This is a genomic window from Sinomonas albida (assembly GCF_004919045.1).
Lineage (GTDB): Bacteria > Actinomycetota > Actinomycetes > Actinomycetales > Micrococcaceae > Sinomonas > Sinomonas albida.
The window spans coordinates 281364-301696 of the sequence record NZ_SWDW01000002.1 but is presented as its reverse complement, the minus strand read 5'-3'; the positions used below and the strand labels follow the sequence as shown (position 1 = coordinate 301696).

17 protein-coding genes are annotated in these 20333 nt (G+C 71.4%); 6 read left to right on the top strand and 11 right to left on the bottom strand.

Annotated elements, in window-relative coordinates:
• The first annotated feature begins 27 nt into the window (after window positions 1-27).
• Window positions 28-1353, top strand: a complete 1326-nt coding sequence (locus E6A26_RS03200) for a nicotinate phosphoribosyltransferase (RefSeq protein ID WP_136609733.1) — start codon at window positions 28-30, stop codon at window positions 1351-1353.
• Window positions 1354-1439: 86 nt separating this feature from the next.
• Window positions 1440-2024 (top strand): isochorismatase family protein, encoded by a 585-nt coding sequence (locus E6A26_RS03195; RefSeq protein ID WP_136609732.1) that lies wholly within the window; start codon window positions 1440-1442, stop codon window positions 2022-2024.
• A 38-nt stretch (window positions 2025-2062) separates the two neighbouring features.
• On the opposite strand, the gene E6A26_RS03190 is transcribed toward E6A26_RS03195, so the two are convergent.
• The 7 genes from E6A26_RS03190 to E6A26_RS03160 all read right to left on the bottom strand — a co-directional run bounded on the left by E6A26_RS03190 (window position 2063) and on the right by E6A26_RS03160 (window position 10975).
• Window positions 2063-3871, bottom strand: a complete 1809-nt coding sequence (locus E6A26_RS03190; protein ID WP_136609731.1) for a DEAD/DEAH box helicase — start codon at window positions 3869-3871, stop codon at window positions 2063-2065.
• Window positions 3868-5286, bottom strand: a complete 1419-nt coding sequence (locus tag E6A26_RS03185; RefSeq protein WP_136609730.1) for an MFS transporter — start codon at window positions 5284-5286, stop codon at window positions 3868-3870. The genes E6A26_RS03190 and E6A26_RS03185 overlap by 4 nt, the downstream gene beginning before the upstream one ends.
• Window positions 5287-5583 carry a DUF3039 domain-containing protein gene (locus E6A26_RS03180; protein ID WP_136609729.1) on the bottom strand — a complete coding sequence of 99 codons (297 nt, stop codon included), beginning with the start codon at window positions 5581-5583 and terminating at the stop codon, window positions 5287-5289.
• Window positions 5584-5610: 27 nt separating this feature from the next.
• On the bottom strand, window positions 5611-7188 hold the full coding sequence (locus E6A26_RS03175) for a transporter (RefSeq protein ID WP_136609728.1): 1578 nt from the start codon (window positions 7186-7188) through the stop codon (window positions 5611-5613).
• On the bottom strand, window positions 7173-7970 hold the full coding sequence (locus E6A26_RS03170) for an ABC transporter ATP-binding protein (protein ID WP_136609727.1): 798 nt from the start codon (window positions 7968-7970) through the stop codon (window positions 7173-7175). Before E6A26_RS03170 ends, E6A26_RS03175 begins: the two co-directional genes overlap by 16 nt.
• A gap of 166 nt (window positions 7971-8136) precedes the next feature.
• Entirely contained in the window at window positions 8137-9141 is a 1005-nt protein-coding gene (locus tag E6A26_RS03165; RefSeq protein ID WP_136609726.1) for a tetratricopeptide repeat protein, read from the bottom strand.
• A gap of 100 nt (window positions 9142-9241) precedes the next feature.
• Complete coding sequence (locus tag E6A26_RS03160) at window positions 9242-10975, bottom strand: hypothetical protein (protein ID WP_234864951.1); 1734 nt, start codon at window positions 10973-10975, stop codon at window positions 9242-9244.
• A 172-nt stretch (window positions 10976-11147) separates the two neighbouring features.
• On the opposite strand from E6A26_RS03160, the gene E6A26_RS03155 reads away from it, so the two are divergent.
• Window positions 11148-12428 carry an AI-2E family transporter gene (locus tag E6A26_RS03155; protein ID WP_407695354.1) on the top strand — a complete coding sequence of 427 codons (1281 nt, stop codon included), beginning with the start codon at window positions 11148-11150 and terminating at the stop codon, window positions 12426-12428.
• 152 nt (window positions 12429-12580) lie between these two features.
• Here the strand turns inward: E6A26_RS03155 and E6A26_RS03150 are convergent, their stop codons facing one another.
• Window positions 12581-13387 carry an alpha/beta hydrolase gene (locus tag E6A26_RS03150; protein ID WP_136609725.1) on the bottom strand — a complete coding sequence of 269 codons (807 nt, stop codon included), beginning with the start codon at window positions 13385-13387 and terminating at the stop codon, window positions 12581-12583.
• 35 nt (window positions 13388-13422) lie between these two features.
• Window positions 13423-13782: an ATP/GTP-binding protein gene (locus E6A26_RS03145; protein ID WP_136609724.1), complete on the bottom strand. Its 360-nt coding sequence runs from the start codon at window positions 13780-13782 to the stop codon at window positions 13423-13425.
• Between the two features lie 63 nt (window positions 13783-13845).
• Between E6A26_RS03145 and nucS the strand changes: the two genes are divergently transcribed.
• From nucS to E6A26_RS03130, 3 genes are all read left to right on the top strand, one after another.
• Window positions 13846-14610: an endonuclease NucS gene (gene nucS / locus E6A26_RS03140; RefSeq protein WP_136609723.1), complete on the top strand. Its 765-nt coding sequence runs from the start codon at window positions 13846-13848 to the stop codon at window positions 14608-14610.
• Between the two features lie 33 nt (window positions 14611-14643).
• Window positions 14644-15879 carry an N-acetylglucosamine-6-phosphate deacetylase gene (locus tag E6A26_RS03135; protein ID WP_136609722.1) on the top strand — a complete coding sequence of 412 codons (1236 nt, stop codon included), beginning with the start codon at window positions 14644-14646 and terminating at the stop codon, window positions 15877-15879.
• A gap of 297 nt (window positions 15880-16176) precedes the next feature.
• The gene (locus E6A26_RS03130) at window positions 16177-16380 is read left to right on the top strand and encodes a cold-shock protein (protein WP_136609721.1); all 204 of its coding nucleotides are present in this window, start codon (window positions 16177-16179) and stop codon (window positions 16378-16380) included.
• 99 nt (window positions 16381-16479) lie between these two features.
• Here the strand turns inward: E6A26_RS03130 and E6A26_RS03125 are convergent, their stop codons facing one another.
• Together E6A26_RS03125 and E6A26_RS03120 are read right to left on the bottom strand one after the other, a co-directional pair.
• Window positions 16480-19005 (bottom strand): DUF2156 domain-containing protein, encoded by a 2526-nt coding sequence (locus tag E6A26_RS03125; protein ID WP_136609720.1) that lies wholly within the window; start codon window positions 19003-19005, stop codon window positions 16480-16482.
• On the bottom strand, window positions 19005-20327 hold the full coding sequence (locus E6A26_RS03120; protein WP_136609719.1) for an alpha/beta hydrolase: 1323 nt from the start codon (window positions 20325-20327) through the stop codon (window positions 19005-19007). Before E6A26_RS03120 ends, E6A26_RS03125 begins: the two co-directional genes overlap by 1 nt.
• Window positions 20328-20333 lie beyond the last annotated feature (6 nt).

Sequence of the window (20333 nt, the reverse complement as noted above, 5' to 3'; positions counted from 1 at the left end):
GCCCGCGCCCGCCGCTAGAGTGAACGCGTGACCTCTTCGAGCACTTGGGAAGCGCCCCGCACGTCACTGTTCACCGACCACTACGAGCTCACGATGCTCCAGGCCTCGCTCCACTCGGGCGCGGCCCATCGCCGGGCCGTATTCGAGGTTTTCGCGCGTCGGCTGCCCGACGGGAGGCGCTACGGCGTCGTGGCAGGAACCGGGCGCCTGCTCGAGGGCATCACGGGCTTCCGCTTCAAGGACGAGGAGCTCGCGTTCCTCGAGCGCACGAGCGTGGTGAACCGCGAGACCCTCGACTTCCTCGCGGACTACCGCTTCTCGGGGGATGTCTGGGGATACGCCGAGGGAGAGGTGTACTTCCCGAATTCGCCGATCCTCATCGTCGAATCGACGTTCGCCGAGGCCTGCATCCTCGAGACGTACCTGCTCTCCGTGCTGAATCACGATTCGGCGATTGCCTCCGCCGCGTCACGCATGACGATCGCCGCGAACGGGCGCCCGTGCATCGAGATGGGCTCGCGCCGCACGCATGAGGAGTCTGCCGTCGCGGCGGCCCGCGCCGCCGTCGTCGCCGGCTTCGCGAGCACTTCGAACCTCGCCGCCGGGCTCCGCTACGGGCTGCGGACCGTCGGGACCGCGGCGCACTCTTTCACGCTCCTCCACGACACCGAGCGCGACGCGTTCGAGGCGCAGGTCGCCTCGATGGGGGCGGGCACCTCGCTGCTCGTGGACACGTACGACGTCGAGACCGCCGTCCGCGCGGCCGTCGAGATCGCGGGTGAGCGGCTGGGCGCCGTGCGGCTCGACTCCGGTGACCTCATCGGGCAGGCGCACTGGGTGCGGCGCCTCCTCGACGAGCTCGGCAACGTCAACACGCGCATCGTCGTGACCTCCGACCTCGACGAGTACGCGATCGCGGCCCTCGGAGCCGCGCCAGTCGATTCCTACGGCGTCGGCACGTCGCTCGTGACCGGCTCCGGCGCCCCGACCGCCTCGATGGTCTACAAGCTCGTGAGCCGCACCGACGAGGAGGGCGGCTTCGTCTCGGTCGCGAAGGCCGCGAAGAACAAGCAGACCGTGGGCGGCCGCAAGTACGCGCTGCGCCGGCTCGACGAGGACGGCGTCGCGACCGCCGAGGTCATCGGCGTGGGCCGCACCCCCGAGGGCGACAGCAACGACCGGTCCCTGCTCGAGCATTTCGTCTCGCACGGCGAACTGCAGCCCGGATGGACGGGCCTCGAGGCGGTCGACCGGGCGCGCGCGCGCCACGAGGCGTCGATCGCCGAGCTCCCGGCCGCCGCACGCCGCATGCACAGGGGCGAGCCCGTCATCCCGACCGTCTACGAAGACTGAGCCGCTGGACGGCGGGCACCGGGCTGCGGGACCCGGCTGCGGGCTGCGGGCGGCGGGCTGCGGGCACCCGGAGGGAGAATAGTGCCATGAAACGGGCACTCATCATTGTGGACGTGCAGAACGACTTCTGCGAGGGAGGTTCCCTCGCGGTCGACGGCGGAGCCTCCGTCGCAGCGCGACTCACCGGCTACGTCGCGGAGCACGCGGGAGACTACGGCGCCGTCGTGACGACTCAGGACTGGCACATCGACCCGGGTGCGCACTTCTCGGACGCGCCAGACTTCGTGGACTCGTGGCCCCCGCACTGCGTGGCCGGGACGCCCGGGGCGGCGTTCCACCCCAATCTCGATGTCTCCGGCGTTGACGCGATGTTCCGCAAGGGCCAGTACGCCGCCGCCTATTCCGGCTTCGAGGGGCGCCTCGCGCAGGCCGGCGACGCGCAGGGAACCTCGGACGATTCCCCAGGCCTCGACGAGTGGCTCTCGCGCCACGGGGTCACGGACGTCGACGTCGCGGGGATCGCCACCGACTACTGCGTCAAGGCGACGGCGATCGACTCGGCCCGCGTGGGCTACCGGACGACCGTCCTGAAGGACCTCTGTGCCGGCATCGCCGAGGATCTCGAGCCGACGTTCCGCGACCTCGAGTCAGCGGGCGTCCGCCTCGCCTAGCCCCGAGGTTCACCCGGAGCGCGTCCCGAAGTCAGGGGTTAACGGCCCACGAACCAGTCCTGGAGCTTCTTGAGCCGCGCCCGGATCTGGTCCTCGTTCGCCTGCGCAACGGCGGGACCGCCGCAGAGCTCGCGGAGCTTCGTGTGCACCACGCCGTGCGGCGTCCCGGAGCGCGCGCTCCACGCGGACACGTTCTTCGCGAGCTCGTTGCGAAGGTCCATGAGCCGCCGGTGGTCTGGGATGCCGGAGGGCGAGGACGTCGGGCCGGTGCTCTTGCGTCGCGAGACCTGCTCCTGCTGGCGCTGGCGCAGAAGCGCCGCGACCTGTTCGGTGTCGAGCAGCCCGGGGATGCCGAGGAAATCGAGCTCCTCGTCGGAACCGATCTCGCCGCCCGTGCCGAATTCGCCGCCGTCGAACAGCACGCGGTCGAACGCCGCCTGCGATTCGAGCGCCTCGTACTTGCCCTTCGCGAGCGTGTCCGAGGCCTTCTCCTCGCGGTTCGCCTCGTCGATGAGCGATTCCTCGAGGTCCATGAGCCCGTCCTCGTCGGACTGGGGCCGGTCGAGGGCGTGGTCGCGCTCGGCCTCCATCGTGTTGGCTAGCACCATGAGCTGAGGGACGGACGGCAGGAAGACCGAAGCCGTTTCGCCCCGCTTGCGTGCGCGGACGAAGCGGCCCACGGCCTGGGCGAAGAACAGCGGCGTCGAGGTCGACGTCGCATATACTCCGACCGCAAGGCGCGGCACGTCGACGCCCTCCGACACCATGCGCACCGCGACCATCCACCGCGCGTCGCCCTCGGCGAACTCCTCGATGCGGCTCGACGCCTTCGCGTCGTCGGAGAGGATGATCGCGGGCGATTGGCCCGTGATCCGCTTGAGCTGCCCCGCATAGGCCCGCGCGTCGTCGTGGTCCGTCGCGATGACGAGGCCGCCCGCATCGGGCACGGTGCGCCGCACCTCGGTGAGGCGCCGGTCGGCCGCGGCGAGGACGGCGGGGATCCACTCGCCCTGGGGATTCAGCGCCGTGCGCCACGCCTGCGCCGTCACGTCCTTCGTGACAGCCGCCTCGCCGAGCGACGCGGCCATCTCCTCGCCCGCACTCGTGCGCCAGCGCATCTGGCCCGAGTACGCCATGAAGATGACGGGACGGACCACGTGGTCGCGAAGCGCTTGACCGTAGCCGTAGGTGTAGTCGGCCTTCGAACGTCGGATCCCGTCCTTGTCCTCGGCGTAGTCGACGAACGGGATCGGCGAGGTGTCCGAGCGGAAAGGGGTTCCCGTGAGGGCGAGGCGGCGCACCGCGGGATCGAATGCTTCGCGGAGGCCGTCGCCCCAGGAAAGCGACTCGCCGCCGTGGTGGATCTCGTCGAGGATCACGAGCGTCCGCGCGGCCTCGGTCTTGGCGCGGTGCAGGAGCGGCTTGCTCGCGACCTGCGCGTACGTCACGGCAACGCCGCGGAAATCCCGGCCGTGCTGCCCGTCGGAGTTCTTGAAGTTGGGGTCGATCGCGATCCCGACGCGCGCCGCGGCGTCGGCCCATTGCCGCTTGAGGTGGTCCGTCGGCGCGACAACTGTCACGCGATTGACGATCCCCCGCTCGAGGAGGGTCGAGGCGATCCGGAGCGCGAAGGTCGTCTTTCCCGCGCCGGGCGTCGCGACCGCGAGGAAATCCCGCGGCGCGCCGTCGAGGTACCTGTCAAGCGCCTCCTGCTGCCACGCGCGCAGCTTCGGGGCCGTGCCCCACGCGGCGCGCTCGGGGTAGGCGGGGGGAAGAGTCGCCGCAGCGGGCGCATGGCTGGAGGAGGCTGGCGAGTCCTCGTCGCCGCCGAAGAGCGCTTCGGTCACGCGCGTCCCGCTTCGCTTGCGACGGGCGACGGCGTGCGGGACCTCGAGCCGGCCACCGAACCGAGGAGGGCGGAGACTGCGAGCAGGCCCACGAGAAGAGCGAAGACGCCGGCCCCCGGGACGCTTCCCGGGGTCAGCAGCAGGGAGTAGAGCGTTCCTGCTCCGGCGGTTCCAATCACTCCACCGAGCATATCGGCCAACTGGAGCGAGGCCGAATTCCGCCCGCGTTCGGCCGCGTCGCTCAGGTCGAGGAGGAGGACGGACGTCGTCGTGGTCGCGACTCCCATGCCCATCCCGGCCACGGCCCACGCCCCCGCGAGCAGCCACGGCGTGGCCTGCGTCCCGACCACGGTCGCGACGCCCGCCATGCACGCGGCGAGGAGGGCCGGGCCGACCACGAGATACGTGGGCCGCGAGAGCCACCCCTTGGCCTGCACGAAGGAGCCGGCGGTCCATCCGAGCGCGCCGCCCGTCAGCGCCAGCCCCGCGATCGACGGCTCGAGGCCGTAGCGATCCACGAGCATGAGCGGGATGAAGGCCTCGGAGCCGAAGAAGGCGAGCGTGAGGAGCCCCCGGACCACGATGACCGCGGGCAGCCCGCGGGCCACACGCACGACGCCGCGCGGCAGCAGCCGCGGGATGGTCACCACGACTGCGACGAGACCCGCGAGCCCGACGAGGCCGAGCACGAACGGCGTCACCGCGTCCCGCGTCTGGGGATCGGCCAAGGACTGCGCGGACCACTGCGCCGCTGCGACACCCAGGGCGAGCGCAAGGCCGAGGAGGGCGCGCCGTCGTCCTTCGCCCGTGCCCATGGCCCGGTCCGTGGGCGCGGCGAGGCCGCGCACGCGCGGCCAGGTGAGCAGGACGGCCACCACGACGATCGGGGCAACGCCGAAGAACGCCCACCGCCAGCTCGCGTGCTCGGCGAGCAGGCCGGACACGTACGGGCCGACGAGCGAGGGGACGACCCACGCAGCGGAGAACCAGCCGAAGAGGATCGGCTGCAGCGCGCCCGGGAGTGCCTGGCCGATGATGACGTAGACCGGAACGATCATGAACCCGGCGCCCGCACCCGAGACCATGCGGCCCACCGTGAACACGCTGAAGTCCCAGGCGCCCCCGCAGAGGAGCAGCCCGGCGGTCATGAGTCCGAGCCCGGTGAGCAGGGACGGCTTGGCCCCGGCGACGTCGCACCACGAGCCCGCCGCGGCGGTGGCGGCCATGGACGCCGTCAGGTACAGCGAGAACGCCAGGCCATAGGCGCGGGCCCCGCCGAGCTCGCTAGCGACCACGGGCATTGCCGTGGTGACAGCCATCGCCTCGAACGCGCTGCACGTGACGATCGCGAGCAGTCCGATGACGAGCCCTCGGTAAGCCCGGGACATGAGCCGCTGGGCCGCGCGGGCGGCCACCTAGGCGTCGTTGCCCGGGCGCAGCCCCTCGTAGATCTCCTTGCAGGTGGGGCACACGGGGAACTTCTTCGGATCCCGGCCCGGGGTCCAGACCTTGCCGCACAGGGCGATGACGGGTTCGCCGGTCAGGGCGGACTCCATGATCTTCTCCTTGCGGACGTAGTGGGAGAAGCGCTCGCGATCGCCGGGCTCGAGTTCCTCGCGGACCTCCTCGCGCTCGATCGTCGTGGTCGAGCCGGAGGTCGAGGGGTCCCGCGGATCGTTCCCGTACGGATCGGAGGGGTCTGCTGTGCTCATGGGTCCATGCTAGCAACGGGCCCCGACTCACCCGGCCTTGGTCAGGGCCGCGTAGACCTCGGGACCGCGGCGGTCGAGCAGCTTCCCGCCGAGCCACATGCCGAGCAGCGCGAGCGTCGCGCCGAGGACGAGACCCACGAGGAGGGCGGCCCAGCCGAACCCTGCGCCTGTGCCAGTCGCGAGCGCAACGAGCACGATCTCCGGGAGCACCAGGATCCCCAGCGCGACGAGGCCGCCGAGCTGGACGAGGATCGTCTGGGCCGTGTTGCCCGGCGGACGCTTGAAGGGGCTCTCGCCCGGGAGCGGCACGGCCACGACAAACCGCGACGACACCACCGACGCGAGCCCGACCCCGCTCAGGAGCACGCCGAACACGAGCCCGAGGTAGGCCGGGAGGAGCGCCCAGCGACCGGACACGAGGAAGGGCACGAGCGTAATCACGACCGCCGCGGGCACGGCGAAGGTCAGGAGCGCGAGCGCCCTCCCCCGCCGATCATAGCGCCCCCGCACGCCCGCGGAAAGGTGGAGGGCGAACGCGGTGGAGTCGTAGGAGATGTCGCTCGCGAGCGACCACGCGAGCATGAAGGCCGCGAGCGGGCCGGAGAGGAGGAACATCTCCGAGTTGTGGCGCTGGACCGACGAGAAGTAGAGGATCACGGGCAGGAGCGGCACGATGATGAGCGCCGCCGCATAGCGCGGATCCCGGATCCAGTAGGTGAGCGATCGCGCGGCGATGGCACCCCACGGCGTCGCGGGCATCCAGCCGAAGGCGCCGATGCCCCGGCGGGCGGTGGCCCTGCCCCCGCTCGCGGCGCGGCTCGCCGGCGTCACGAGGGCCCGCGCGAGCGCGCGGGACCAACCCCAGGCGGCAAGCGAGAGCGACGCCGCGGCGATCACGAGCTTCGCGAGCGCCCCGAGCGCGTCTCCCTCGGCGGCCGCCGCCGGCGCCGAGAAGGCGGCGCCCAGCGGGGTCCACGAGAGCACGCCTGCGAGCGAGCGCAGGGCGGCGGCGTTCATCTCGATGCCCCGCGCGGCGAGCGCGATGATCGGGCCGAGCAGGACGAGGGGGACCATCACGACGATGCGGCTCGCCTCGCGGAACCGGCGCGACGACGCGAGGTCCGTGAGCGCGCTCGCGACGAGGCGGCTCACGACGACGCACAGCCCCAGGGCGAGCAGCGCACCGAGGACGGCGACGGCGAAGACGCCCGGCCCGCGCGACCAGGTCACGAGCGTCGCCGCCAGAGCGATCGTGGTGCACACCCCGGGAACTCCGATGAGTCCCGCGATGGCTTGGCCTGCGAGCAGCCGCGGGAGCGGGATCGGGAACGGCGCGAAGCGCGCCGGATCGAGGGTCAGGTCAACGCCGGAGAGGAGGATGGGCGTGAGGCCCCACCCCACGAGGAGAGCCGAGCCGCCCAGGACCACGACCGTCTCCGCGATCTGGGCGTCGACTGCGCGGAGGACGATGAGCCCGGTGACCGCGAGCAGGAGGATGCCGAGCCCATACAGCGACGCGACGATGAGCCCCACGAGCTGGCCCACGCTGCGGCGCAGCCCATTGCGGAGCAGGACGAGCTTGAGCCTGATCAGGTGTGCAACCACGAAAGCCCCTCCGTGGGGCCGTGGCCCCCGACAAGTTCCACGAAGCGGTCCTCAAGGGTCGAGCCCGCGCGAACCTCGTCGACCGTGCCCGCCGCGAGGAGCCGGCCCTGGGCGACGACGGCGACGTGGTCGCACATGCGCTGCACGAGGTCCATGACGTGGCTCGAGACGATGACCGTGCCGCCGGAGCGGACGTAGTCGGCGAGGATACTGCGGATATTCGCGGCGGAGACGGGATCCACCGACTCGAACGGCTCGTCGAGGACGAGCAGGCGCGGGGCATGGACGAGGGACGCCGCGAGGGCGATCTTCTTGGTCATGCCGGCGGAGTAGTCCACGACGAGGGTCCGCGCGTCGGCCGCGAGGTCGAACGCCGCGAGCAGATCGGCCGTGCGCTGCGCGGCCGTCCTGCGGTCGAGTCCGTGGAGGAGACCCGAATACGTGATGAGCTGCTCGCCGCTCAGCCGGTCGAAGAGCCGGACCCCGTCCGGGAGGACCCCCATGAGGCGCTTGGCGGCGAGCGGATCGCTCCACACGTCGACCCCGAGCACGATCGCGGTGCCCGCGTCCGGCCGGAGCAGCCCGGTCGCCATCGAGAGCGTGGTCGTCTTGCCCGCGCCGTTCGGCCCGACGAGGCCGTAGAACGATCCCGCGGGCACTTCGAGGCTGATTCCGTTCACCGCAGGCTTGCCGCCGAACGACTTGACGAGCCCGCGCAGCGACAGCGCCGACCCACCCGGGCTCACGTCGCGACTGGGCACCGAGAATGAGGGCACGGTCATGCGCACACGGTAGCAACTGGAGGGAGCCCCGCGAATCAGCCGAACGGACGACGCCGCGCGGACTAGGCAGAGCGCGGGCCACGCGGCCGCCCTCCGCTAGACGGGCATCAGGCGCGGTCAGGGCCCCCGCCGGCAGCGGCCAGAACAGAGCCCGCGCCGGCCGCGATCAGAAAAGCGCGCGGGCCAGCTGCTGTCGCGCCGAGCTCACGCGGGGATCGGTCGGCCCGACAACCTCGAAGAGCTCGAGCAGGCGCACGCGCGCCGCCTCCCGCTCGGGCCCGAAGTTCCGGCCGATGAAACCCACGAGCCGCGCGAAGGCATCTTCGACGTGCCCGCCCGCGGCGTCCAGATCGGCGACGACGAGCTGGGGGTCCAGCTCGTCGGGCGACTGGGCGGCGGCCTCGCGGGCCCGGTCAGCCTCCTCCTGGCCGAGACCCTGGGTGCGGACCATGAGATGCACCTGCGCGAGCGCGGCCTTGGCCTCATGATCGGCCGGGTTCTCGGCGAGCGCCTTCGTCAGCGCCGCGTCCGCTGCGCCGAGGTCTCCGCGCTCGAGCGCGTCGAAGGCCTCCTGGTGGAGGGGAGGAAGCGGGGGCTCCGACGGCGGCGGTGCGGGGGCGCCGTCGACCGTTCCGGTGACGCCGTTCGCCTCGGCGACCCGGAGCAGCTCGTCGAAGAGCTGGCGCGTCTGGGCGGGCGCGGCAGCCCCCTGGAAGAGCGGGATCGGCTGGCCCTTGAGGAAGGCGATGACCGTCGGCACGGCCTGGACGCCGAGGGCCTGGGCGAGCTGCGGGAAGGCCTCGATGTCTGCCGTCGCGTACGCGAGACGACCGCCGTAGGCGGCGACGTCGGCGCCGAGCTCGTCGCGGACCCGCTGCGACTCCGGCGAGTACTGCGCCCACAGCGCGACGACGACCGGCGCCTGCGAGGAGAGCTGGACGAGCTCCGGGAAGTTCGCCTCATCCACCTCGACCGGCACCGTCGCGGCACCGGGACCCGCTTCCGGCGCCGTGGCCGCGGGCGTCTCCCCCGGCGTCCCCGCACCGGCCGGACGGGGCGCGTGCTGGGGCGGGGCGGCGGTGGCGCGGGCCTTGAACGCGGAGAGGTCGACCGCGCCACGCAGGCTCGCGGGCGGCAGAGGGCTGGGCTGGCGGGAACCGGGAACGCTCATGGCTCCACCATAGTGCGAGGGGCGGAACCGCTCACAGCGGTTCCGCCCCTCGCGAAGCCCTCGGCGCGCGCCGGGCGTCGGCCCGTGCGCGGCGGGCGCGTCAGTTCACGCTGGCAGCAACCAGGTTGCGCGTCGCCGCGACGAGGGTGAGCGGCTGCTTGGCACCCGTCGGTGGGATGTACAGCACCACGGACTCGAGGAAGCGGAGCGTCATCGAGTTCTGGGCCTCCTTGCCGCCCGCGAGCGCGGCCGCGTCGTCGTTCACCGTCAGCTTGTCGCCCTGGGACTTCGGCGTGCCGGTGATCGTGAACTCGAGCGGGGCCACGACGACGGCGCCGCCGTCGGCGGTGCGGTACGCCGCCGCGTCGCTCCCCGTCGGGTTGTGGGCGAACTTGATGTCCCCGTTCGGGGTCGCCTTCGTGACGTCCGACTCGTACGCGAGCGTGTCCTTCGTGTATGCGTTGTCCGGGATCTTGTCCTTCCACGCGTCCGGGCTCGTGAGTCGGTCCCCGAGCCCGCGCAGCGCGTCGTTCGGCGAGTAGGCGAGGCCCTCCTTGAAGTCGAGCGGAACCTGCTGGGCGCCGGCCTTGAGCGCGTTCGGGAACGTGGAGCCCGGCAGCAACGGGGCGGCCTCGACGAGGCGGTAGTTGGCCCGCGCGTTGTCCTGGCGGAGCGTCAGGATCTGCGGAACCGAGTTGCCCTCACCCTGCGTCACCGCCACGACGGTCCGCGGCCACGTCCGCTGGGTGGGCACGACGCTCGTGAGGAGGCGCGTGCTGCGCACCGGCGTCGGGGCGGCGAGAGTCGCGACCGAGGCGCGGATCTTGTAGTTCGCGGCGCGCGACTGCAGCGCGGACTCCGCGACGCGCGGCTCGAGCTGCTTCGGGTCCTTGGCCTGGTCTCCGGCCGAAACTCCCGTAGCAACCTGGTCGAGGATCCGCTGGAGCTGTTCGTCGATGAGCACCTTGTCCGTCGGGGTCGGAGCGGACCCGGATGCCGAGGGGCTCGAGGTCCCGGACGGGTTCGGCGGCGTGGAAGCGTGGGCTGCCGTGCCCCCGCCGACAAGGGCGAGGACGACGGCGACTGCGGCCGAGGCGGCGCGGCTCACCACGCGGCGCTCGGCCCGCTGGGGGGCGTCGGGGTAAGCGGCCGACCCATCGCCGGCGGCGGGCTCGACTTCGGCATGCGTGTCGGGACCGCCGTGGGACCCGGTGGCCTGGGCAGGCGTCCCGGCACCGGGGCCGCGGCGTCGGAGCACGATCAGCAGGACGCCACCGGCGAGGAGGATCGCGCCGACCACGACGAGCGGCACGGCCCAGGGCGTCGTTTCGTTGCTCGGCCACGTGATCGTCACGTCGTGGGGCGCCGGCTTCGTGCCGTCGGCCGCGAGGACGATCTGCCAGTCGCCGTCACCCGGGAGGTCCCAGTGGTAGTCCAGCGAGCCGGAGGCGCTCTGGGTCGTCGCGAACGTGTCGGACCCGGCGGGCGACGGAGCGGTGGGATCGCCGTCCGTGTACGTCGCGTTGAGCTGCTTGCCATCGGGCGTCGCGCCGTCGATCGTCGTGTGCGCGGTCTTGCCGACCCACGCTGCGACGTCGTCGGGGCGCCCGACGGCGAGCACGAAATTGCCGTCGCCCTTGATGCTGACGTCGGCCTCGCCGCCGCGCAGGTCGCGCAGCTTCGTGTCGAGGACGGTCAGCGGGCCGGCTTTCGCATCGGCCGGCAAGGTCGCGGTCACGGTCTTGGGCGGGGCCCAGAAAGTCAGCTGGCCGATGCCGGCCACGAGAGCTATCAGGCCCAGCAGCACAAGCGCGGCTGCGGTCTTGACTCGCACAGGAAAACACCTCAGATCAGGGGACGGAACCTAACAATGGTAACCAAATCGTGACCTGATTCCCCATTCGAGATGCTGGGAACCGCTCTCCAAGGGACCCGCCGAGACCCCGCCGAAGCCCGGAACGGCGCGGCTGATAGGGTGTCGAAAGGTCTCATGGGAAGGCACGATTGTGGCTGATGAAACCCGCCCCGAGCCGGACGATTTGCCGGCCCAAGCCGGCGGTCAGAACTACGCGCACGGGGACGCCGACGCGCCCGCGAACCGCGCCCAGTGGGAGCACATGCGAGCGATCGCGAGCCGGCTCCGCCGCCCCCTCCCAGGGGCGCAGCCGCGGGTCCGCTTCCTGATGCCTCCAGACGACGAGCCGGGACGCGACGAGGAGGACGAGGGCCTCGGAACGCCCGGCCCCCGCATGTCGTCGAAGCACCCCATCTACATCGGCTTCATGGGAACCGTGGGCGTCGGGATCGCGCTCGGGCTCTACTCGATCGCCCAGCACACCACGCAGCTGCTCGTGTGGATCCTCGCGGCGCTGTTCATCGCGCTGGGCCTCGACCCCGTGGTGCGCTGGCTCGAGGCCCGCAAGCTGCCTCGCCCGCTCGGCATCGCGATCACCCTCGTGGCCCTCCTTGGGGTGTTCGCGGCGTTCTTCGGAACGCTCATCCCCACGCTCGTGGACCAGATCACGCAGCTCGTCAACGCGTTCCCGGGCTGGATCACCGACTTCGTCCACTCTGACCTGTACAAGAGCCTCGACCAGCAGTTCGGCATCGGGCAGCGGGTCACGGAGGAGCTGCAGAAGTTCGGCCAGGACTCGCAGGCCATCACGAACATCTTCGGAGGCGTCCTCGGCGTCGGGTCGACGATCGCCAACACGGCCTTCGGCATTCTCGTGGTTCTCGTCCTGACGCTGTACTTCCTCTCGGCGCTTCCCACGATGAAGTCGTTCGGCTACCGGCTCGCGCCGCGATCCCGCCGCGCGCGCGTCGAGGCGCTCTCCGAGGAGATCACGCGCGGGGTGGGCAACTACGTGATCGGCCAGGTGTGCGTCGCGGTGCTCAACGCGACCTTCGCGTTCATCGTGATGACGATCCTGCATGTCCCGTTCACCGCGCTGCTCGCCTTCGTGGTCGGCTTCCTCGCGTTCATCCCGCTCGTCGGCGGAGTGGTCGCGGGCACGACGATCGTCCTCGTGGCGCTGGCCCAGGGCTGGCAGTCGGCGCTGATCCTCGGAATCGCGTACTTCGCCTACCTCCAGTTCGAGGCGTACTTTGTCTCGCCGAGGATCATGCAGCGGGCCGTTGCGGTGCCGGGCCCGGTCGCCGTCATCTCGGTGATCGCGGGCGGAAGTCTGCTCGGCGTGCTCGGGGCGCTCATTGCGATCCCCACGGCGGCGGCCGTCCTCCTGCTCATCCGCGAAATCTTCATCGCGCGCCAAGACCAGCACTGAGCGATCGCCCGCGCCCCGTCGACGCAGGCTGACGGGGCGCCACTAAGCCCGCGTCAGCCCCGCCGTCGTCCGTGCCGGGCCCGCCGTCGTCGGCCCCCGGCGAGACGAGCCAAGCCTGCGTCAGCCCCGCCGTCGTCCGCGCCGGGCCCGCGTCAGCCCGCGGCGGTGGCCACCGGGCCCTCCCACGCGGTCGGGAGGGCCGCCGGTGCACCCGCGGGGCGCTCCGGCGCCACGACGCCGACGATGTCGGCCAGCACGCGCTGGACGAACTTCTCGCCCACCCAGAGGTGCTTCGCGCCGCCGACGCCGACGACCTTGGCCTGGGGCACCGCGGCGAAGCGCTCGGCGGCCTCGGCGGGACGCAGGTAGTCGTCGTGCTCCGGCACGAGGACGGTGAGGGGCTTGGCGCACGCGGCCCACGCTGCGAGGTCCGCCTCCCCCGCGCGGTGCAGCGGCGGCGAGAGCAGGATCGCGCCCTCGATCTCCGGCTCGACCGGCGGGACGGCCCCGTACTTGAGCACGAGCTCCGTGCCGAACGACCACCCCACGAGCCAGCGCCGCGGCAGGCCCCGCTCCACCGCGAAGCGCACGGCGGCCTCGACATCGGCGCGCTCTCCGACGCCCTCCTCGAAGCTGCCCTCGCTCGTGCCGCGGGGGCTCGACGTGCCGCGGGTGTTGAACCGGAGGACGGCGACGTCCGCGAGCGCCGGGAGCCTGAACGAGGCCTTGCGGTAGACGTGGGAGTCCATGAAGCCGCCGTGGGTGGGCAGGGGGTGGAGCGTCACGAGGGTCGCCACGGGCTCGCGGTCGAGCGGGACTGCGAGCTCTCCAACGAGCGTGAGCCCGTCGTCGGTGAGCAGCTCGATGTTCTCGCGGCGGGCCGGGAGGACCGTGTTGGCGCGGATCTCGACCGGGCCCGCGGACGGGCTGAACTCGTAGGACGCGGGGTCAAAGGGCATGAGCCCCAGCGTAGTCGGCGTGCCGGACTCCGGGTTCAGCGGTACTTGAACGTGCGGGTCCGCCAGCAGTGGGTATGCCAGTGACGGCGCTCTGCGATGCCCGCTTCCTCGCCGAAGAGATGGTCGTCCGCCCAGACCACGAGGTGGGCGACGCCGGGCGGTATCGTGCGCGAGCAGCCGGGGCATGTGTAGTCCTTGGCGGCGCTGCGCGTTGTCACCTGCCGCACGCGCCAGTCCCCGTCGGGGGCGGATTCGAGGCGCGCGAAACCGGACAGCACTCGCTCGAGGTCGAAGTCCTCGCCGTCCTCGGAGCGCGGATCTGAGCTCTGCCCGCGGGGCCCGGACGCGGGCCGCCCTGGACGTCTGGGACGGCGGGGGTGGTTGGCGCGGGGCATGGAACTATTCTTACCCGTCCGTCTCGTCGCGAGTGCCCCTGGCCCGGGCGGTAGAGTTCTCGGGTGCGACTCGTCATTGCCCGCTGCTCCGTGGACTATGAAGGCCGGCTCAAGGCCCATCTCCCGCTCGCGACGCGCCTCCTGCTGGTCAAGGCCGACGGCTCGGTGCTCGTGCACTCCGACGGCGGATCGTACAAGCCGCTCAACTGGATGAGCCCGCCGGCCACCCTCCGCATTACCCCGGCCTCGGCAGGCGCGGGCGACGGTACAGGCGCGGGCGCGGGCGACGGTACAGGCGCGGGCGCGGGCGACGGTCCAGGCGCGGGCCTCGACGAGGGGATCGTCGAGCAGTGGACGGTGCAGTCGGCGAAGACCGATGACCGCCTGATCGTGAACATCTACGAGCACCTCCACGATTCGAGCCATGAGCTGGGCGTCGACCCCGGGCTCATCAAGGACGGGGTCGAGGCTGACCTCCAGCGGCTCCTCGCCGAGCAGATCGAGACGCTCGGGGCGGGCTACACCCTCATCCGGCGCGAGTACGCGACGGCGATCGGCCCTGTGGACATCCTGGCCCGCGACGCGAGAGGTGCCACGGTCGCCGTCGAGCTCAAGCGCCGAGGCGACATCGACGGCGTCGAGCAGCTCACGCGCTACCTCGAGCTGCTCAACCGCGATCCGCTCCTCGCCCCCGTCCGCGGGATCTTCGCGGCCCAGCAGATCAAGCCCCAGGCCCGTGTCCTCGCGACCGACCGCGGAATCGACTGCGTCACCCTCGACTACGACGCGCTGCGCGGCGTCGACGACAGCGAGTCCCGCCTCTTCTGAGGGGGTGTGGCCCTTCTCACCTATGATCGTCCTATGACCACGCCAGACGCACCTCTGGCCCGCCTCGTCGCGCGCGGGCGCCTCCTGAGCGACGGGGACGCGGTCGACGACGGCCTCGTCGCCGTGGAGGGCGACCGTATCGCCTACGCGGGTCCCGCCGAAGAGTTCGACGCCGAGGCCTTCGGCGGGACCGAGCTCCCCCTCCCCGAGGGAGCGCTCATCTTCCCCGGCCTTGTCGATCTCCACTGCCACGGCGCGGTCGGCGGAGACTTCCCCTCGGCCGAAGAGGACTCGGCGCGACGCGCCATCGACTTCCTCCACCGCTCGGGCACCACGACTCTGCTCGCAAGCCTCGTGACGGCGGCGCCCGACGACCTCCTTCGCGGCGTGCGGCTCTTCGCCCAGCTCGATGCCGAGGGGCTCGTGGGCGGGATCCACCTCGAGGGCCCATTCCTCGCCAAAGCGCGCTGCGGAGCTCAGAATCCAGCCTTCCTGCTCGATCCTGACCTCGGACTCGCCGAGGAACTCATCGAGGCCGCCGAGGGCAAGCTCGCGACCATGACCTACGCGCCCGAGCTCCCGGGCGCCGCCGAGCTCGTCGACATGCTCACCGCGCACGGGGTCACCCCCTCGCTCGGACACACCGACTGCGACGACGAGACGGCCGCGGCTTCGCTCGACCAGGCGCTCGACGAGCTCACGTCCGCGGGCTTCGACGGCGAGGAGACGGTCCCGACCGTCACGCACCTGTTCAACGGGATGCCGCCGCTCCACCATCGCTCCCCCGGCCCCGTGGCCGCGTGCCTGCGGGCAGCGGCGGACGGGCGTGCCGTCGTCGAACTCGTCGCGGACGGCGTGCACCTCGATCCGGCGACCGTCCGCACGGTCTTCGCGCTCGTCGGGGACGCCAACATCGCGCTCGTCACGGACTCGATGGCCGCGGCGGGCCTCAGCGACGGGCACTACATGCTCGGGCCCTCGCCCGTCACGGTGCGAGACGGCGTCGCGACCCTCGACGCGACCGGCTCGATCGCCGGCGGAACGGCGACCCTCCTCGACGTCGTCCGCCGCACAGCCCAAGCGGGCGTCCCCCTCGAAGCCGCCGTCCGCGCGGCCACCGCCGTGCCCGCCGCGGTGCTCGGCCGGTCGGACGAATTCGGCAGTCTGCGGCGCGGGCTGCGGGCGGACCTCGTGGCGACGGACGCGGGTCTCGGGCTCGCTGCTGTGGTCCGGGCGGGCCAGGTGCTCGACCTCCCCGAAGGCCGTTGAGGCGCGCCGACGCGGTGCGTTCGGAGCATTCAGAAATTGTTTGCCGGGAATTCGGGGCGCGTCTTTGTATGCCATTGACCGTACATGCCGGGCATGATTGGCTATATCCAGTCTTGATGTAGTTAGCAGTATCTGTGAGCTAGCAGCCAGCTCAGCTAGCAGAAGCACGCTCGCAAGACCGTTGCGAGCGCGAAGCTCCTGATGTCCAGTGCGTGTCAGGTTCTTCCCGCGGAGTAACTGGGTCTCCCGCACAAGCGGGTGGCCATCAATCGGCAATCCACAGGAGAACGCAGAAAAATGGCACAGGGAACCGTCAAGTGGTTCAACGCTGAGAAGGGCTTCGGCTTCATCACCCCGGACGACGCTGACGGCGACGTCTTCGTCCACTATTCCGAGATCAAGTCGAACGGCTTCCGCACTCTCGAAGAGAACCAGCGCGTCGAGTTCGAGATCGGCCAGGGCGCCAAGGGGCCGCAGGCCACGGGCGTTACCGCCATCTGAGCTAAGCCTCACTAAGCAGGGCCCCGGCATCGCCGGGGCCCTGCTTTTTTGGGCACCGCCATTATTTAGTGACTGGCGGTGTCACATTTAGCGCGGACGTCATCGGACGAGGCTCCTGAGCAACCGCATGCGGTGCCGCATCGTGAGGCCCGGAAGATACGCCTCTGCGAGCGCTCTGCCGATAGCCGGAAGTTGCAGCGAGTCCTGATAGTACATGTAGAGGGCGCGGTATTCCGGCTGGAAATGGGACTTGAAGCGCGCCAGTGAACGGAACCCGTAGATCGGCTCGAGGGCCTGTCCCGCGGCCTCGAGAATACTCCCCAAGAGCTCGTCGTGACCCTCGACGGCGGCCCGCTCGCCAGCCGGATCCGCGGCGAGCGGCGAGCCCGAAAGAGAAATAGTGTCCACGGTCTTGCGCAGCTCGCTCACCGCCGAAGCGACGAGAAATTCCATGACGCCCGGAAAGCCATCCGGGCTGCGGCGCATGAAGTCGAGCGTCCAGCTGACCACCGTGCCGTCACGGTAGACGGGCAGCCAGCTCGTGGCGCCGTGGAGGCGGCCCTCGCCGTCGACCGCGAGGCACAGGAGCACCTCGGGGTCGGCGAGCTCGTCGAGGCCGCCCAGCGTGAAGCCCATGTCGGGGAGCGTCTTGCGCGCCGACCACTCCTCGGAAAGGACGTGGAGCTGGGAGCGGCGGTGCGGGCTGAGGGCCACGTAGCGGGCCCACTCCGCGCGGACGCCCATCTTGCGCGCCCGGTTCACCGCCGTCCGCACGTTCTGCCAGTCCTTGCCCTTGAACTCGAGCTCGCGGATCCGCAGCCGCGTCTCCTGCGCCACCTCGACGCGCCGGAAGCCCCGCTCACGGAGGACCGGCCACTGTTCGTCCGTGACGCTGTAGAAGCAGGGCACCAGGGCGTGCCGCGAGCAGTACGCGACGAAGCCCTCGACCGCGGACTGCCCCTTCTCCGGCGGGCCGATGGGTCCCGCGACCGAGAGCGCCACGCTGCCGTGCTGCTGGAACGCGACGCCAGCGGTCGCGTGCTCGTCGAACCAGAACCGGTTGGGCGGCCACAGCGTCATCCACGCGAGGCTGCTGCCGCCCCGGTGAACGAGCCGGCGGGCGAGCTGGAGGCTGTCGTCGCGGGCCCCGAGCGTCTTCTGCCCGCGGAGCACGGCGACGCTCACGCCGACGAGCGCGGCGAGCCACAGGATGAGTCCGCTGTACGTGAAGAGCCACAGCTCGAGCGGATCGCGGTTGCGGAACAGCGAGAGATAGCTGATGGGCAACGGCGCCGGGAGGTACTGGCGCACGAGCTCCTCGATGAGGCCCCACAGCCCCGCGGGACGGGATGGCCCGCCATCCCTGATCCACAGGACCACATAGGCGCCGACGAGGCCGCCCGTCAGGAGGCCGCCGGCCAGCTGCAGCCGCCGGCGCATGCCACGCGCCGTCTCGACGGGGAACAGGTCGCGGTGCATCCACAGGACGAGCAGGAGCGCCACGGCCGTGAGCGCGACCGGCAGGACATGGACGAACCCGGAGCTGAACATCCCGAAGCGGCCCCGGTTCGGATGCGGCGCGATGCGCAGGAACAGCGCGGAATAGCTCGCAGACAGCGCGACCAGCGAGAGGAGAACGACGACGGCGACGCGCAGCGCGACCGAGCGCCCCCGCCGCAGCCCCTCGGCGCACACGAGGATGATGAGGACCGGGAGGAGGGCCGTGAGATAGCCGGTCGCCGAGATGACGGTGGGCTGCCCGGCCTGGAGGCACGCGGCGTCGAGCGAGCCCCCGCAGTCCTGTTGGACCTGCGCGATCGCCGGGAGCGGGTTGAGGACCATGCCGCGCACGAGCGCGAGCGGGCCGTTGGGGCTCCGGGTGAACGCGGTCAACACGGGCCCGATCGCGACGATCGCGACAAGCAGGGCGAGCAGGTTGCGCCGCTCACGGATGCTGGGCAGGCGGAAAAGCCGCTCGTGTGCGGGGCCGTTCGACCACCACCCGGCCGCGAGCCCGAGCAGCGCCCCGATGAGTCCAAGCACCGTCTCGGAGTGGCCGACATACAGCACGAGCATCGTCGCGACCGCGAGCACGAGCGCCCTGAGCCGGCGGCGGATGAGCGCGCCCAGCGAGCCGCTCGCCGCGAGCCCGCACACGAGCGCGGCCGGGTACGGTCCCAGGATCGGCACGTCCACCATCGACCCCAGCCAGTCGTCCCCCGACCAGCGGGCGATCTGCGCGACGGCGAAGAACGCGATGATGCTCGCGAGCTGGCCGCCGAAGAAGAGCGCAAGAGTCCTCCACGCCCCGAACACCCGCTCCGAGAACGGCACGAGACCCGCCACGACGATGGTCCCGGCGAGGTAGGCAAGCGGGTTGGACGCGAAGAACACCGAGGTGAGCGCGGCCCACCATTGGCCGCTGCGGAGGGACGCGAGGTCCCCGCCGACGATGTCGTAGAGCGCGGGGTCGGGGCCCGAGAGAATGCTTCCGGTCGCGATGCCGACGCCCCAGAGCGACGCGACGATGGCGAGCGTGACGGGATAGCGCCGGAGGGCGGCGAGCCACGAGCGGGCGCGCTCCCCCACGGCTGAGCGGATCGTCGGTGCGGCCCCCTGCGCCATCAGGCAAGCCCCCAGCGCGCTGCGAGGAGGGCCATGCCTGCGTCCCAGGTCTTGGCGATCATCTCCCACGAATGCCCCTCGCCGTCCGCGAGGGCTGTGTGGACGTCGACCCCTGATTCGCGCGCCTGGCCCGCGACGATCGTGGCCTGCCGCTGGAAGTCCTGATCCCGTGAGCCCGCGGCGAGGAAGAGCAGGAGGCCGTCGTGGCGCCGCTCGGCGAATTGGCGGGCGGGGATCTGCTCCTCGAAGGCCGCCGTGTCGCCGTCGAACGCCAGGTCAATCGTCTTGGTGCGGTCCTTCGCGAGCGCCGGCTCCTGCTCGGCGGCAAAGCCGAGGGCGCTCGACACGATCTCGGGATGCTTGGCGAGGAGCTGGACTGAGCACGTGCCCCCGTACGAGAAGCCGCCCGCGGCCCAGAACCTCGGATCGACCGTGACGCTCAGATGCGAACGGATCCACGGCACGACGTCTCTCACCAAGTACGTCTCCGCTCGCCCCGCCTTCGCGTCCATGCACATCGTGTTCGCCGAGGGGCTTCCGTTGGGATCGATGACGACCGCGACGGGCGCCACTCCCCCGTGCGCAGCGGCGAAACGATCCAGCTTGTGGCGGAGCCGGCCCCCCGAGAGCCAGTCGGACGGGTTCCCCGGCTGGCCCGGGATGAGGAGCAGCACCGGGAGTTCGGGGCGGGTCGGGGCGAAGTAGGCCGGCGGCAGGTAGACGTAAGCCTGACGGGCCTTGAAGCCGGACGTCGGGGCCGGGATCTGGACCGACCGGAGCTCGCCGTTCGGCGGGAGGCCAGCCTGCGGCGACCAGCTGGCGAGGGAGACCGCCGGCGCCGCGGCCCGCTCGAGCTGGCCCTCGAGAGGACGGATCCTGCTCAGGGAGACGCCGGCAAGATCGCCGAACGTGAGGTTGAGCCCGAAATAGGCGTTGACGAGCTGGGCCGCCAGGAGGGACATCGCCGCGGCGGAGGCGACCGCCCCGGCGCGACGGTGCCACACGCGCCGGGCGAGCCCGAGCCGCACCACGGCGGTCACGGCGAGCACGACGCCGAAAACCCCGATGCCCGAGGCGACCAGCACGTCGACGGGAAGGTCCTCGGGGAAGACGTTCATCACGTCGACCAGAAGCCAGTGGACGACGCCTGTCACGGCCACCGTCACCGCGATCGCGCCGCCGAGGATGACGAGCGGCCTGCCCCACGAACGCAGGCTTGGCGACGCGGCGAGGGCCACGAGGAGCACGGCGCCCGCGACCGCGAGCGTCCAGCAGGCGACCGCGAGGGGGCCGTCGACGATCCTGAGCTCGTAGAAGTCCATCACCAG